This is a genomic window from Catellatospora aurea (genome assembly GCF_042663325.1).
Classification (GTDB): Bacteria; Actinomycetota; Actinomycetes; order Mycobacteriales; family Micromonosporaceae; genus Catellatospora; species Catellatospora aurea.
On sequence record NZ_JBHTAC010000011.1, the window covers coordinates 169,370 to 183,757 of the forward strand.

Annotated in this window: 13 protein-coding genes and 1 riboswitch; of the genes, 5 read left to right on the top strand and 8 right to left on the bottom strand. The window is 71.6% G+C overall.

Going from position 1 to position 14,388, the window contains the following annotated elements; all coding sequences use genetic code 11:
• Window positions 1–63: 63 nt before the first annotated feature.
• Entirely contained in the window at window positions 64–2,100 is a 2,037-nt protein-coding gene (locus tag ACFQO7_RS13735; protein WP_376806711.1) for a HelD family protein, read from the top strand.
• Between the two features lie 188 nt (window positions 2,101–2,288).
• Window positions 2,289–3,608 (top strand): aminotransferase class V-fold PLP-dependent enzyme, encoded by a 1,320-nt coding sequence (locus tag ACFQO7_RS13740; RefSeq protein WP_376806712.1) that lies wholly within the window; start codon window positions 2,289–2,291, stop codon window positions 3,606–3,608.
• Here the strand turns inward: ACFQO7_RS13740 and ACFQO7_RS13745 are convergent.
• From ACFQO7_RS13745 to mqnE, 6 genes are all read right to left on the bottom strand, one after another.
• Window positions 3,601–4,368, bottom strand: coding sequence for an ABC transporter ATP-binding protein (locus ACFQO7_RS13745; protein ID WP_376806713.1), 768 nt, complete (start codon window positions 4,366–4,368; stop codon window positions 3,601–3,603). The genes ACFQO7_RS13740 and ACFQO7_RS13745 overlap by 8 nt on opposite strands.
• Window positions 4,368–5,396 carry a FecCD family ABC transporter permease gene (locus tag ACFQO7_RS13750; protein WP_376806714.1) on the bottom strand — a complete coding sequence of 343 codons (1,029 nt, stop codon included), beginning with the start codon at window positions 5,394–5,396 and terminating at the stop codon, window positions 4,368–4,370. Before ACFQO7_RS13750 ends, ACFQO7_RS13745 begins: the two co-directional genes overlap by 1 nt.
• A gap of 1 nt (window position 5,397) precedes the next feature.
• Window positions 5,398–6,315, bottom strand: coding sequence for an ABC transporter substrate-binding protein (locus tag ACFQO7_RS13755; protein WP_376806739.1), 918 nt, complete (start codon window positions 6,313–6,315; stop codon window positions 5,398–5,400).
• Window positions 6,316–6,418: 103 nt separating this feature from the next.
• Window positions 6,419–6,558: riboswitch (cobalamin riboswitch) on the bottom strand.
• 29 nt (window positions 6,559–6,587) lie between these two features.
• Entirely contained in the window at window positions 6,588–6,893 is a 306-nt protein-coding gene (locus ACFQO7_RS13760; RefSeq protein ID WP_360535519.1) for a DUF4229 domain-containing protein, read from the bottom strand.
• Between the two features lie 58 nt (window positions 6,894–6,951).
• Complete coding sequence (locus ACFQO7_RS13765) at window positions 6,952–7,386, bottom strand: hypothetical protein (RefSeq protein WP_376806715.1); 435 nt, start codon at window positions 7,384–7,386, stop codon at window positions 6,952–6,954.
• Window positions 7,387–7,389: 3 nt separating this feature from the next.
• Window positions 7,390–8,559, bottom strand: coding sequence for an aminofutalosine synthase MqnE (mqnE, locus tag ACFQO7_RS13770; protein ID WP_360535513.1), 1,170 nt, complete (start codon window positions 8,557–8,559; stop codon window positions 7,390–7,392).
• Window positions 8,560–8,708: 149 nt separating this feature from the next.
• Between mqnE and ACFQO7_RS13775 the strand changes: the two genes are divergently transcribed.
• Together ACFQO7_RS13775 and ACFQO7_RS13780 are read left to right on the top strand one after the other, a co-directional pair.
• On the top strand, window positions 8,709–10,100 hold the full coding sequence (locus ACFQO7_RS13775; RefSeq protein ID WP_376806716.1) for a C40 family peptidase: 1,392 nt from the start codon (window positions 8,709–8,711) through the stop codon (window positions 10,098–10,100).
• A 177-nt stretch (window positions 10,101–10,277) separates the two neighbouring features.
• Window positions 10,278–12,137: a DEAD/DEAH box helicase gene (locus tag ACFQO7_RS13780; protein ID WP_465252384.1), complete on the top strand. Its 1,860-nt coding sequence runs from the start codon at window positions 10,278–10,280 to the stop codon at window positions 12,135–12,137.
• 73 nt (window positions 12,138–12,210) lie between these two features.
• On the opposite strand, the gene cds1 is transcribed toward ACFQO7_RS13780, so the two are convergent.
• Window positions 12,211–13,302: an L-cysteine desulfhydrase Cds1 gene (gene cds1 / locus ACFQO7_RS13785; RefSeq protein ID WP_360535509.1), complete on the bottom strand. Its 1,092-nt coding sequence runs from the start codon at window positions 13,300–13,302 to the stop codon at window positions 12,211–12,213.
• A 44-nt stretch (window positions 13,303–13,346) separates the two neighbouring features.
• Window positions 13,347–13,796: an Lrp/AsnC family transcriptional regulator gene (locus ACFQO7_RS13790; protein WP_203696163.1), complete on the bottom strand. Its 450-nt coding sequence runs from the start codon at window positions 13,794–13,796 to the stop codon at window positions 13,347–13,349.
• Window positions 13,797–14,020: 224 nt separating this feature from the next.
• Between ACFQO7_RS13790 and ACFQO7_RS13795 the strand changes: the two genes are divergently transcribed.
• Window positions 14,021–14,290 (top strand): BldC family transcriptional regulator, encoded by a 270-nt coding sequence (locus tag ACFQO7_RS13795; RefSeq protein WP_308440668.1) that lies wholly within the window; start codon window positions 14,021–14,023, stop codon window positions 14,288–14,290.
• Window positions 14,291–14,388 lie beyond the last annotated feature (98 nt).

The window sequence follows — 14,388 nt, forward strand, 5'->3', positions numbered from 1 at the left end:
GACAGCGCTTATCTTCCAAGCGCAGCGCCGGGCGGCCGATCTTTCTCACCCGAGAGGACGGCCATGAGCGCCGAAGCACCGACCGCCCCTGAGATATCCACCACGATCGCGACCTCCGACGAGCTGGCCGCCGAACGCGCCCACCTGGTCACCTCGCGCGCCGCGTTGAAGGCCATGCGGGAGCGCGCCGAGCAGCTGTTCTCCGTCGGCGACCAGGTCGCCGGGGACGCGTACACCGCCGAGCAGCTCGGCCGCCAGATGGCGCAGCGCATCAAGGAACTCTCCGACGACCCGGCCGTGCCGCTGTTCTTCGGCAAGCTGACCATGGGCGCCGAGCGCTGGCACATCGGCAGGCGGCATGTCTCCGACGCGGTCGGCGAGCCGCTGGTGCTGGACTGGCGCGCGCCCATGTCGCGCCGCTTCTACCAGGCCAGCGTCCGTGATCCGCAGGAAGTGGCGGTCCGCCGCCGGTTCGGCTGGTCGCCCGCGGGGGCCGGCGGCACCACGGCGCTGACCAGCTTCGAGGACGAGCACCTCGACAGCGGCCAGGAACTGGGCACCGACAGCGCCATCCTCACCGCCGAGATCGAGCGGCCCCGCGTGGGCCCGATGCGCGACATCGTCGCGACCATCCAGCCCGAGCAGGACGAACTGGTCCGCGCCGACCTGGAGGACACCATCTGCGTACAGGGCGCGCCCGGCACCGGAAAAACCGCGGTCGGCCTGCACCGCGCCGCGTACCTGGTCTACCTGCACCGGGAGCGGCTGCGCCGGTCCGGCGTGATGATCATCGGTCCGAACCGCGCGTTCCTGCACTACATCTCCGCGGTCCTGCCCGCCCTCGGCGAGCTGGAGGTGTCCCAGTCCACCGTCGCCGAGCTGCTCGACCACCTGCCGGTCCGCGCCGAGGACGGCGTCGCGGCCGCCACGCTCAAGCACGACGCACGGATGGCGCAGGTGCTGCACCGCGCCCTGTGGGCCCGGATCGCCCGCCCCGCCGGCCCGATCACCGTCTCGGACGGCTCCTACCGCTGGCGCGTCGACGAGGGTGTGCTGCGCCGGGTCGTCGACGAGGTCCGCCGCGAGCAGCCGCCGTACGCGCTGGGCCGGGAGCGGGTGCGCGCCCGGGTGGTGGGGCTGCTGCAACGGCAGTCCGAAGCCCGCCGCGGCGACTCCCCGCCGGACTCCTGGCTGCGCAAGATGGGCAAGGTCAAGGCCGTGGCCGACCTGCTGGACCACTGCTGGCCCGCCGTCACCCCGCAGCAGTTGCTGGCCGACCTCTACACCGACGCCGAAGCGCTGAGCCGGGCCGCCGACGGGCTACTCTCCCCCGACGAGCAGGAGTTGCTGCACTGGCCGAAACCGCCGCGCAGCCTGCGTACCGCCCCGTGGACCGCGGCCGACGCAGTGCTGGCCGACGAGATCGCGGGGCTGCTCGACCGGCCCGCCGGGTTCGGGCACATCGTCGTCGACGAAGCGCAGGACCTGTCCCCGATGCAGGCGCGAGCGCTGGCCAGGCGCAGCGGCCACGGCTCGCTGACCATCCTCGGCGACCTCGCCCAGGGCACCACGCCGTGGGCCGCCCGCGACTGGCGCGACATGCTCGGCCACCTGGGCCGCCCCGACGGCCGCATCGTGCCGCTGAGCACCGGCTTCCGGGTCCCGGCCGCGGTCGTCGCGCTGGCCAACCGGCTGCTGCCCGCCCTCGACGTCGCGGTGCCACCCGCCCGCTCGCTGCGCCGGGACGGCTCGCTGGAGGTCACCGAGTCCGCCGACGTGGTCGCCGCGGCCCGGACCGCGCTGACCCGGGAGGGCTCGGTCGGCGTCATCGCCGCCGACGCGGCCGTGCCGGACGTGCTCGACGCCCTGCACGCGGCCGGTCTCGAACCGTCCGAGCTGGACGGCGACGGCCGCCTCACCGTCGTGCCCGCCACCATGGTCAAGGGTCTGGAGTACGACCACGTGATCGTGCTCGAACCCGCCGCCATCGTCGCCGCCGAACCGCGCGGCCTGCACCGCCTCTACGTCGCCCTCACCCGCGCCGTCACCAGCCTCATCGTCCTGCACACCGAACCCCTCCCGGAACCCCTGCGCGTCTGACCCGCACCGGCGCGACCGCTTGACGGCTCCGCGCGAGCAAGCATGTCCGGCTGCGTCTACATCTTTTTTGATGTGGCCACATCAAAAAAGATGTAGACGCTCACCGAGGACTACGCGGGTGCCGCTCGCAAGCCGGATCGGGTCAACGGGTGGTGGCACATAGGCGGCGGGCGTGGTCCGATATGGCGATGGGTGAGCTCTCTGTCAGCCGTCGGGGGCTGCTGGGCGGATTGACCGCCACCGCCGCGCTGGGCGCACTGTCGGCATGCGACGAGGACGCCGTCGTCGAGAATCCGCCGCCGGTGTACGCACCGCTGGACCCGACCAGCTGGGACAGCGTGCGGCGGCAGTTCCTGCTGGACACGGCCAAGGCGCAGTTCGCCGCCTTCGTGTTCGCCAGTCCGCCGGCCGACGTACGGGCGGCGATCGCGCGGCACCGCGAGGGCCTGGACAAGGACACGGTCGGCTACCTGCACGCCCAGGAGGAGAACGCCCGGCAGCGGCTGCACCTCGCGGCGGGCAAGTACCTCGGCGGATCCGGCGACCACGTCTACTTCACCGACTCGACCACGATGGGCCTCGGCCTGCTCTACGGCGGGATCGCGCTACGGCCCGGCGACGAGGTGCTGACCACCGAGCACGACTTCTACTCCACGCACGAGTCCCTGCGCCTGCGCGCGGCCCGCGACGGCGTGACGGTCCGCCGGGTGCGGCTGTTCGCCGAGCCCGCCACCGCGAGCACCGACCAGATCGCGCAGGCCGTCGCCAAGTCGCTCACCCCGGCCACCCGGATCGTCGCGGTGACCTGGGTGCACTCCAGCACCGGGTTGCGGATGCCGATCCGGGCGATCGCCGACGTGCTCTCCGCACACAACCGCGACCTGCCGCCGGACCGGCGGGCGCTGCTGTGCGTGGACGGGGTGCACGGCTTCGGCGCGGTCGACGCGAGCGCCGTCGACCTGGGCTGCGACTTCCTCGTCTCGGGCTGCCACAAATGGCTGTTCGGGCCGCGCGGCACGGGGATGATCTGGGGCCGCCCCGAGGCCTGGGCCCGGTTCCGGCCCGCCATCCCCACCTTCGAGCAGGCCGGGTTCGCGCACTGGCTGGGTTTCGACCCGGCGCTGCCCGCGCCGTCGGCGTCGCCTGGCGGCTACCACAACTTCGAGCACCTGTGGGCGCTGGAGCAGGCGTTCGACTTCCACGCCGCGCTGACCCGCGCCCGCGTCGCGTCGCGTACGACCGAGCTGGCCACCCGGCTCAAGGAAGGCCTGGCCGGGATCGACGGCGTCACAGTGATCACGCCGAAGTCTCCCGAGCTGAGTGCGGGACTCGTCTGCTGCGAGCTGAAGTCGATGAGTCCGGCTGCGGCCGTCTCGGTGCTGGCAGCCAAGGACGTCATCACCAGCACGACCCCGTACAACCCGTCCTACCTGCGGTTCGGCACGAGCATCGTGACGAACGAGGCCGACGTGGACCGGGCGCTCGCGGCGGTACGCGAGATCAGTTGACGCGGACCGGGACCACGATCGGGCCGAACTCGCCCGCGATCACCCGCACCCGGGCACGGTAGTGCAGGGCGAGCAGTTCCTCGGTCAGCACCTGCTCCGGCGGCCCGTCGGCGGCGACCCTGCCCTCGGCCAGCAGCACCAGGCGGTCGGCGTACTCGCCTGCCACGGACAGGTCGTGCATGGTGGCGAGCACGGTCAGCGCGCGTTCCTTGCGCAGCCGGTCGACCAGTTCGAGCACCTCCTGCTGGTGGCCGATGTCCAGGGCCGAGGTGGGCTCGTCGAGCAGCAGCAGCGGCGCGCCCTGGGCCAGCGCACGGGCCAGGAACACCCGCTGACGCTCGCCGCCGGACAGCGTCTCCAGCTCCCGGCCGATGAACCGGCGCAGCTCCAGGGAGTCGAGCACCTGCTCCACGATGGACAGATCCTGCGCCGACTCACGGCCCAGCGGGGCGATGTAGGGGGTGCGCCCGAGCAGCACGTAGTCGAGCACCCGCATCCCGGGCGGCACCACGGGCTGCTGCGCCACGGTCGCAACGAGCTGGGCGCGGCGGCGGCGTGGCAGCGCGCTGGTCGGCGTACCGTCGATGATGATCTTTCCGTGGTGTGGCACCGCGCCGCCCACGGCCCGCAGCAGGGTCGACTTGCCCGCGCCGTTGGGGCCGATCACGGTGACCCACTCGCCGGAGGCCACGGTCAGGTCCATGCCGTGCAGGATCTCGGCGTCGCCCAGGGTCACCCGGACGTCCTCGACGGCCAGCATCAGACGCTCACCCGCCGGGTCGAGCGCAGCACGAGGATGAAGAACGGGGCGCCGAAGAACGCGGTGACCACGCCGATCGGCAGCTCGCCCGGGGCGATCAGGGTGCGCGCGGCCAGGTCGGCCAGGGCGAGGAAGGCCGCGCCGAACAGCAGCGACAGCGGCAGGATCGAGCGGTACGAACCACCGGCCAGCAGGCGCACCACGTGCGGCACGATGATGCCGACGAAGCCGATCAGCCCCGACACGGCGACCGCGGCGGCGGTGCCCAGCGAGGCCGCGGCCAGCAGGATCAACCGGGAGCGCTGCGGGTGCAGGCCCAGGCTCGCCGCCTCGGTGTCGCCGACGCTGAGCACGTCCAGCTCCCGGCGCAGGGCCAGCACCACGACCGTGGTGACCACCGAGTACGGCAGCAGCAGCGTCACCTCGTGCCAGCCGTTGGTGGCCAGCCGCCCGAGCAGCCAGGAGTACACCTCGCGGATGGTGTCCACATTGCGCTGGAGCAGGTAGGTCTGGATCGCGGCGAGGAAGCTCGACACGGCCACCCCGGCCAGGATCAGCGTCGCCGACGAGCGGTCCCGCCCGCCGGCCACCCCGAGCAGGTAGGTGACCACGACCGCGATACCCGCCCCGGCGAACGCGGCCAGCGGCAGCACCGCCCCGGCCCGGAACGCGATCGCCATGGTCGCGCCGAGCCCGGCGCCCGCGGCGACGCCGAGCAGGTACGGGTCGGCCAGCGGGTTGCGGAAGACGCCCTGGTAGCAGCCGCCGGCCAGGGACAGCATCGCGCCGACCAGCAGGCCCAGCACCACCCGGGGCAGCCGCAGCTCGGTGATGATGGCGATCTCGCGCTCGTTCAGCCCCGACGGCAGGTCCACGCCGGGGATCAGGTTGAGCAGCTCGGCGGCGACCGAGCCGGGCGGCAGCGTCACCGGGCCCAGGGCGACCCCGGCGACGAGCGCGACCAGCACGGCTCCGATCCCGGCGGCGAGCCACCCGGGACGCAGCCGTGCCGGTCGCAGTGTCGTCACGTCAGGCCGGGACCTTGTTCGCGGCGTCGACGATCGCGCGGATCAGGTCGACGACGCGGGGACCCCAGCGCGAGGCGATGTCGTCGTCCAGCGCGATGACCTGGCCCTTGCTGACCGCGGTCATGCCGGCCCAGCCCGCACGGGCCTTGACGGTGTCCAGGCTCTGCTGGCAGCACTTGGTGTCGGCCAGGAAGATCAGGTCAGGGTTCGACTTGACCAGCGACTCGGCGGTGAGCTGCGGGTAGCCGCTGCCCTTGGTGTCGGCGGCGTCGGCCACGTTCTCCAGCCCGGCCAGCTCGAACAGCGAGCCGATGAACGTCTTCGAGGTCACCGAGTACAGCGTCGGGTCCAGCTCGTAGTAGTAGGACAGTGGGGTCGCGCGCTTGGGCAGGTCCTTGACCAGCTTGGCGATGTCGTCCTTCATCCGCTGGGCGAGCGCGGCGGCCTCGGTCTTGTGCCCGGTCAGCTCACCCAGCTCGGCGAGCTGCTGGTACGTGTCGTCCAGCGTCACGGCGGCCGGAGCCACGTACACCGGGATCTTGAGGGTGGTCAGCTGGGCGACCACGTTGTTGGCGTCGGTGCTGAGCACGACCAGGTCGGGGCTCTTGGCGGCGACGGCCTCGGCGTTGGGCTGGAAGCCGGACAGCTCCGTCTTCGGCGCGTTCGCCGGGAAGTTCGAGTTGTCGTCGGCGGCGACGACCTGGCCGCCGGCGCCGATCGCGAAGAGCATCTCGGTCGTCGTCGGCGACAGCGACACGATCTTCACCGGCTGCGCGGGCAGGGTCACCGAGCCGACGGTCACCGGGTACGCCGCGGCGGCGCTCGACGGGGTAGGGGTCGCCGGGTCGTTCGTGGCGCAGGCACCGAGCACGGCGACGAGGCCGGCGGCGGCCAGCGCGCCGAACGCGCGGCGGGACAGGAAACGGGTACGCACTGATCCTCCTATCGGTCGAGGCAGGTCCTTCGCCGACAGGGCCCGATCAGGTGGGGCAGCCCGGTCCGCGAGACGCCCTTCCTCGAGAGCGTGGTTCGCGACTGCCGCAGGCGACCTGGCTCGCCCACCGAGGTGGGATCACAGTTGCGGGACAGCGCCGGGTTCACACCGGCTTCGCTGCGGGACAGTCAGCCGACACGCTAATACACACCCGTGCCGATGCTCGCGACGCGGAGTGGAGGATGTGCGCAGGCTCATCACGCCTGGGTCTTGTGGACCTCTTCGGCCTCGGCGGCGGGCACGTCTTCGCCGGGCTCGGTCTCGCCGGCCAGGGCGGCACGCAGCCGGTCCTTCTCGGCCCTGCGGCGGTCCACCGCGCCCTCGACCTGGGCAGCCACGTCGTCACGCAGGTTGCGCAGCAGGAAATAGCTCGCCGCTGCCGAGACCAGGATGGCGATCATCAGCTTGAGCAGCATGCTCAGGTTCGGCACGAACCACAGCGCGGCGAAGACGGCCAGGAAGAGCATCAGCCTGGCGAGCGTGTACTTGACAGCAGGACTCACCGGTCCAGGGTAGCCGCCGAACCTGCCAGGCCTCGGTCAGCCCCGCGCGAGAGGCCGGTCAGCCCCGTTCGGCGGCCGCCAGGCCGAGGTGCCAGAGCACGGCGTACACCACCGTGGTGACCAGCGCGCCCAGCCCGCCGGAGACCAGCGGCGGCAATCCCGACGCCACGCCCACCGCGAGCACGCCGAGCACCACGGCCGCCAGACCGGCGGCCGGGGCCACGGCGAGCCGCCCGCGGTGGCCCGCCGCCGCCTTGAACTGCTCGACGAAGATGATCGCCGGGAAGATCACCGCGAGCCAGCCGGTGAGGTCACCGAACTCGCCCATGCCGAGCAGGGCGAACAGTCCGTCGAAGGCGACCATGCCGAGCACGCTGATGGCGAACCCGGCCAGCGCGTACGCCACCAGGTCGGTGAGCGAGACGATGCGCCCGGACGCGTCCCGCCGCGGGCCCTTGCGCTGCTCCTCGGCCGGGCTCTGCGGATCGGCCACCCGTCAGGCCCAGACCTGCTGCGGCTCGCTGCGCCGCTCGGCCATGCTGACCGGCGCGCCGTACTCCTTGACGACCTGGTAGCGGGTGTCCCGCTCGACGGGGCTGAAGCCCGCGTCCCAGATCAGGTGGAGCAGGTCGTCGCGGTGCATGGTGTTCGGCGTGCCGTACGAGTCCGCGTCGTGCGTGATCTTGTACTCGACGACCGAGCCGTCCAGGTCGTCGACGCCGAAGTTCAGCGACAGCTGGGCCAGCGACAGGCCGTGCATGACCCAGAAGCACTTGATGTGGTCGAAGTTGTCCAGCATCAGCCGGGACACCGCGAACGTCTTCAGCGACTCGGCTGGGCTCGCCATCGTGGTGCGCGCCTGGATCCGGTTGCGGATCTTGCCGTCCGCGCTGTCGTGGAAGTCGTGCTGGTAGCGCAGCGGGATGAAGACGGTGAAGCCGCCGGTCTCGTCCTGCAGCTCACGCAGGCGCAGCACGTGGTCGACGCGGTGCCGCGGCTCCTCGATGTGGCCGTAGAGCATCGTCGAGGGGGTGCGCAGGCCCTTGCTGTGCGCCAGGCGGTGGATGCGCGACCAGTCCTCCCAGTGGCAGGCGTGGTCGACGATGTGCTGCCGGACCTCCCAGTCGAAGATCTCGGCGCCACCGCCGGTCAGCGACTCCAGGCCCGCCTCCATCAGCTCGTCGAGGATCGCGTCGGCGGTCAGGCCGGAGATCTTCTCGAACCACTGCACCTCGGTCGCGGTGAACGCCTTCAGCTTGACGTTCGGCAGCGCCTGCTTGAGCTCCTTGAGCACGCGCGGGTAGTAGCGCCACGGCAGCGTCGGGTGCAGACCGTTGACGATGTGCAGCTCGGTGAGCTGCTCGTCCTTCATCTCCAGCGCCTTGGCGACGGCCTGCTCCACCCGCATGGTGTAGGCGTCCTTCTCACCAGGCTTGCGCTGGAAGGAGCAGTAGGCGCAGCTGGCCGAGCAGACGTTCGTCAGGTTCAGGTGCCGGTTGACGTTGAACATCACCCGGTCGCCGTTCTTCTCCGTCCGGACGTGGTGCGCGAGCCGCCCCAGCCAGGCCAGATCGTCACTCGCGTAGAGCGCCTCGCCGTCCTCGCGGCTGAGCCGCTCCCCGGCGTAGACCTTCTGCTCCAGCTCCCGCTTCAAACCAACGTCCATGGCAGTGAGCCTACGACGTGCCGCCGACGTGCCTGCTGCTGCCCTTGACAGCTGCTGTTCAGCTTGACGCCACCGGGACAGAAGGGTCGACAGCGATCCTGATTTCCGGTAGGAACCTTGTGGGACCAACGGGGAGGACGGGGCCAACGATGTCCAAGCGTCGCAGCGGGCAGGCTCGACGGCAGAGTCAGGTCGCGGTGGGCTCGGCTGTTCTCAGCGCGCTCATCGCCGGTGGCATCGCCATGCCCGCGGCCGCTGACCCGCCGATCGGCTCGAAGATCACCTCGATTCCCGACGCCGGTCTGCGCCCCCAGCCCGACGGGCTGCCGACGCTGCCGTTCGGCTCGCTGAGCATGCCCCGCACCCAGCCGCTGACCGCCCACGCCGCGCTGCTGGCGCAGTACAGCGCCGCCGAGCTGGAGCTGTCCGTGCTCGGCGCCCGCCGCAGCGAGCTCTACCAGGCCTACAGCAATTCGGTCGTGGCCAAGGCGATGGCCGACTACGCCTGGCGGGCCACCGCCGACACGCTGCGGGTGGCGAAGGAGGCCGCCGAGGCCGCGGCCGTCGCCGAATACCAGGCAGCCGTGAAGGCTCCGCCGCGGCTGGGCGACTCGCTCGGCGAGCTGGGTCAGCTGATCCCGCGCACCGAGTCCACGCCGGAGACCGAGGCGGTGCTCAACGACCTCGCCACCGCGCAGCAGGCCGAGCGCCAGGCCTACACGGTGCTCACCACGGCCATCACCGCCGAGCAGGACGCCTCCACGGCGTATTCGGCTGTGGAGAAGGAGTTCAAGCGCAAAGAGGTCGCGTTCCTGGAGCTGAAGCGGCGGCTCGCCGAGCTCCAGTCCGAAGCGGACCGGCTGCGCGAGATCCAGGAGCAGAACCTCGGCAACTACAGCCCAGGCAAGAGCAACGCGGGCCTGGTCGCCGCGGCCAAGGCGCAGAAGGCCGTCCTGTTCGCGCTCAGCCAGCGCGGCAAGCCCTACCGCTGGGGCGACGAGGGTCCGAACACCTACGACTGCTCCGGCCTGATGCTGGCGTCGTACAAGGCCGCCGGGATCACCCTCAACCGGGTCGCCAAGGACCAGTACTACGGCACCCGCGCCAAGACGGTCAGCAAGTACGCGCTGCTCCCCGGCGACCTGGTCTTCTTCGCCACCGACCCGAACGACTGGCGCACCATCCACCACGTCGGCATGTACCTCGGCGACGGCTGGATGGTCCACTCGCCGCGCACCGGCGACGTGGTGCGGCGCGCGTCGGTCAGCCTGGGCAGCATCGACTTCGCGACCCGGGTGGTCGACGCGGTGCCCGCCCCGAACCAGCCGAACCCGACGCACGGCCCCACGCCGTCGCCGACCAAGACCACCTCGCCGAGCCCGACGACCGGCACCTCGCCGTCCAGCTCGCCGAGCGCTCCGGCCAGCACCTCGCCGTCGCCGAAGCCGCCGGCCGAGTCGCCGTCCCCGCTGCCTCCGGCGGAGAGCCCGAAGCCGGCCGAGTCGACGTCGCCGAGCCCCGACCCGGTGCCCGCTGCGTGACGCGCGTCACCCCGCAGCAATGGCCTTTCGGGGTGACGCCCACTACACCGTCGTGTTATTCGGGCGCCAGTGACCGCAACGCCCGGTACACTCATCGGGTTGTTCTGGGCGCGCTCGGCGCGCTTTTGAGCGTTCCTGCGGGTGACTTGCAGCGGCACGAGGCCGCGCGGCGCGGGGATGCGCCACCCGAGAGGTTTCGCTTTGACTATGCACGACCCTGCCCTGTTCCCGTCCGTCTTCGAGATCAACATTGATACCGAGGGCAAGGCCGCGGCCGCGAAGGCCGCCGCCGAGACGGACGCCGCAGCGGCGACCGCCACCACCGTCACGGACGTCGTCGAGGCTGCGGACACCGCCGCCGACGAGGCCGTCACGGAGCGCGTCCCGACCTTCGCCGAGCTCGGCCTGCCGCGTGCCATGGTGCGCGAGCTGACCCGGGCCGGCATCACCCAGCCCTTCGAGATCCAGGCCGCGACCCTGCCGGACGCACTGGCCGGACGCGACGTGCTCGGCCGTGGCCAGACCGGCTCCGGCAAGACCCTCGCTTTCGGACTGCCGCTGCTGGCGCGCATCGCCGAGGGCAAGCCGGCCCGCCCGCACCACCCCAAGGCCCTGATCCTGGTGCCCACGCGCGAGCTGGCCATGCAGGTCGCGGACGCGCTGCGCCCGCTGGCCAAGGCGATGGAGCTGTACACCGGCACCGCGGTCGGCGGCGTGCCGTACGACCGGCAGATCCTGGGCCTGCAGCGCGGGCTCGACGTGATGATCGCCACTCCGGGCCGCCTCGGCGACCTGATCCAGCGCGGCGCCTGCGCGCTGGACGACATCGAGGTCACCGTCCTGGACGAGGCCGACCAGATGGCCGACATGGGCTTTCTGCCCGACGTCACCGAGCTGATGGCCAAGACCCCGGCCGGCGGCCAGCGCCTGCTGTTCTCGGCCACTCTCGACGGTGACGTGGACACGCTGGTCAAGCGGTTCCTGAACAACCCGGTGACGCACTCGACCGCCCCCGCGGAGGCGTCGGTGTCCACCATGGACCACATGATGCTGCTGATCCCGCCGCAGGAGAAGTTCAAGGTCACCGCGGCGATCGCGAACCGTCCGGGTCGGACGATCATGTTCGCGCGCACCCAGATGGGCGTGGACCGCCTGGTGGAGCAGCTGCGCGAGGTCGGCGTGCGGGCCGGCGGCCTGCACGGCGGCAAGACCCAGAGTGTCCGTACGCGGACCCTGGCGCAGTTCAAGGAGGGCCGGATGAGCGTCCTCGTCGCCACCGACGTCGCCGCCCGCGGCATCCACGTCGACGGCGTCTCGCTCGTCGTGCACATCGACCCGCCGAAGGACCCCAAGGACTACCTGCACCGGGCCGGCCGCACCGCCCGGGCCGGCGAGTCGGGCGCGGTGGCCACCCTGGTGCTGCCCAAGCAGCGCCGCTCCACCATCTCGATGATGGAGAAGGCCGGCGTGGCCAAGCCCGCCGAGCACCGGCTGCGCGTCGACGACCCGAAGCTGGTCGAGCTGACCGGCGCCCAGGAGCCGTCCGGCCGTCCCGTGGTGGACGAGCCGGAGCCGCGCTTCCAGCGGGGCGGCCAGCGCCGCGACGGTGGACGCGGCTACGGCGACCGCGGCCCGCGCCAGTACGGCGACCGCCCGTTCCGCGAGCGCTCGTTCGGCGACCGGCCGCAGGGTGACCGCCCGTTCCGCGAGCGCACCTACGGCGACCGCCCCCAGGGTGACCGGCCGCAGGGTGACCGGCCGTTCCGCGAGCGTTCCTACGGGGACCGCCCGCAGGGTGACCGGCCGTTCCGCGAGCGCACCTACGGCGACCGCCCCCAGGGTGACCGCCCGTTCCGGGCTGAGCGTTCGTTCGGCGACCGCCCGCAGGGTGACCGCCCGTTCCGAGGCGACCGCCCGCAGGGTGACCGCCCGTTCCGAGGCGACCGCCCCCAGGGTGACCGCCCGTTCCGCGAGCGCACCTACGGCGACCGCCCCCAGGGTGAGCGCTCGTACGGCGACCGCCGCAACGCCGGCTGACCTGTAGCAACCTCGAAGGGCCCCGGTCCACCGCAATCGCGGCGGGCCGGGGCCCTTCGGTTTTGCGTTCCGCTCACTCCTGCCAGGTTCCGGTGGCCAGGAAGGTGCGCACCGTGGCCAGCGCTTCGGTGAGGTCGAGGTTCTGGTCCTTGAGCCACGTGTTGTCGTAGTAGGTGTGCGCGTACCGCTCGCCGCCGTCGCACAGCAGGGTGACCACGGACCCCCGCTCGCTGCGGGCCAGCATCCCGGCGATCAGCCCGAACGCTCCCCACAGGTTGGTGCCGGTCGAGCCGCCCACCCGGCGGCCCAGCACCTCGGAGGCGACCCGCATGGCGGCCAGCGAGCCCGCGTCGGGCACCCGGACCATGCGGTCCACCACGTGGGGCTGGAAGGACGCCTCGACCCGGGGGCGGCCGATGCCCTCGATCCGCGAGCCCTTGCCGGTGGTCACGGACACGTCGCCGGACTCGTACGACGGGTAGAAGGCGGAGTTCTCCGGGTCGACCACCAGGATCTTCGTGCAGTGCCGCTGGTAGCGGACGTACCGGCCGATGGTGGCCGAGGTGCCGCCGGTGCCCGCGCCGATCACGATCCAGTTCGGCACCGGGTGCCGCTCCAGCTCCATCTGCTGGAAGATCGACTCGGCGATGTTGTTGTTGCCGCGCCAGTCGGTGGCCCGCTCCGCGTAGGTGAACTGGTCCATGAAGTGCCCGCCGCGGTCCTCGGCCAGCCACCGCGCCTCGACCACGACCTGCGCCGGATCGCTGACCAGGTGGCACTCGCCGCCCTGGAACTCGATCAGCTCGATCTTCTCCTTGCTGGTGGAGGCCGGCATCACCGCGATGAACGGCAGCCCCAGCATGCGGGCGAAGTACGCCTCGGAGACCGCGGTCGAGCCCGAGGACGCCTCCACCACCGTGGTGTCGGGCCGGATCCAGCCGTTGCACAGGGCGTAGAGGAACAGCGAGCGGGCCAGCCGGTGCTTGAGCGAGCCGGTGGGGTGTACCGACTCGTCCTTGAGGTAGAGGTCGATGCCCCAGTACGGCGGCAGCGGGAACGGCAGCAGGTGCGTGTCGGCGCTGCGGTTGGCGTCCGCGACGACCTTGCCGATCGCCTCCGTCACCCAGACGCGGTCGTTGTCCGAACACCGATCAAGCTGCTCCATGCCCCGGACCGTAGCACCAAACGAACGCCGGTCAGCAGGTCCGCTCAGCTCATCAGCGGGCGGGGACGGCCCTCGAAGGTGGTGGACAGCGCGATGGCGGTGCGGGTGCGGGCCACTCCGCGGGTGCGCGACAGCTGCACGATCAGCTGCTCCAGCTCCGCGATGGTGCCGACCCTGGCCTTGACCAGGTACGACTCCTCGCCGGCCATGAAGTAGCAGGACTCGATCTGCTCCAGTCCCTGCAGGGCCGCGGAGACGTCCTCCATGTCGACGGCCGGGTCGGCGACGATGCCGATCAGCGCGGTGACGCCGAGGTCGATGGAGCTGGGCTCGACGTCGGCGTGGTAGCCGCGGATCACCCCGGAGGCCTCCAGCTTGCCGACCCGGTCGTGCACCGCCGGCGCGGAGAGGCCGACCTGGCGCGCCAGCTCCGCGTACGAGAGGCGGGCGTTGTTGCGCAGCAGGTCAAGCAGGTTGCGGTCGATCGCGTCCACACAGAGCACCTTAGAGGCAGTTTCTTCCAGAGTGGGCACGGAGGGGCGCATCTTCGGGCAATATACGAATGAGGTTCGCAACATATGGATGCGAACCCCCCAAAAGGTGCATACGACCATTTTAGGGACGCCTGCTAGTGATGGTGCTCTAATTGGGCGTACGTCCCAGCGGAGGCGGCAACCGGGTGCGCCCGAACCAACTCCGTCGACGCAAGGAGGTGGGCGTGGACACAGGAGATCGCCTGTTGACACCTGGCGAGGTGGCCGCGCTGTTCCGGGTCGACCCAAAGACGGTGACCAGGTGGGCAGCGGCCGGACGCATCGGCAGCATTCGCACGCCGGGCGGCCACCGCCGGTTCCGCGAGTCGGAGGTGCGGGCACTGCTCGAGGGCGAGGGCGAGTTCGACGAGGACAACCCCCCGGGCAGCCCGGCACCGCAACCTGGCGCCGGAGCCGCACCGCGGGCGGCGGGCAGCCGACCGGGCGGATACTGACCCCGGCGCGGTTCCACCAGGACAACTACCGAGCGGTACGCCACGGCGGTCCAGATGGTCGTACCCTCATCAGCGGCGCTGACCCGGCGCCAGGAACA

Bases quoted from the DNA above. Each gene is read 5' to 3' on its own strand.
- ACFQO7_RS13775 (WP_376806716.1), top strand. From the start codon at position 8,709: ATGTCCAAGCGTCGCAGCGGGCAGGCTCGACGGCAGAGTCAGGTCGCG.
- ACFQO7_RS13740 (WP_376806712.1), top strand. From the start codon at position 2,289: ATGGGTGAGCTCTCTGTCAGCCGTCGGGGGCTGCTGGGCGGATTGACC.
- cds1 (WP_360535509.1), bottom strand. From the start codon at position 13,302: ATGGAGCAGCTTGATCGGTGTTCGGACAACGACCGCGTCTGGGTGACG.
- mqnE (WP_360535513.1), bottom strand. From the start codon at position 8,559: ATGGACGTTGGTTTGAAGCGGGAGCTGGAGCAGAAGGTCTACGCCGGG.
- ACFQO7_RS13780 (WP_465252384.1), top strand. From the start codon at position 10,278: ATGCGCCACCCGAGAGGTTTCGCTTTGACTATGCACGACCCTGCCCTG.
- ACFQO7_RS13745 (WP_376806713.1), bottom strand. From the start codon at position 4,368: ATGCTGGCCGTCGAGGACGTCCGGGTGACCCTGGGCGACGCCGAGATC.
- ACFQO7_RS13735 (WP_376806711.1), top strand. From the start codon at position 64: ATGAGCGCCGAAGCACCGACCGCCCCTGAGATATCCACCACGATCGCG.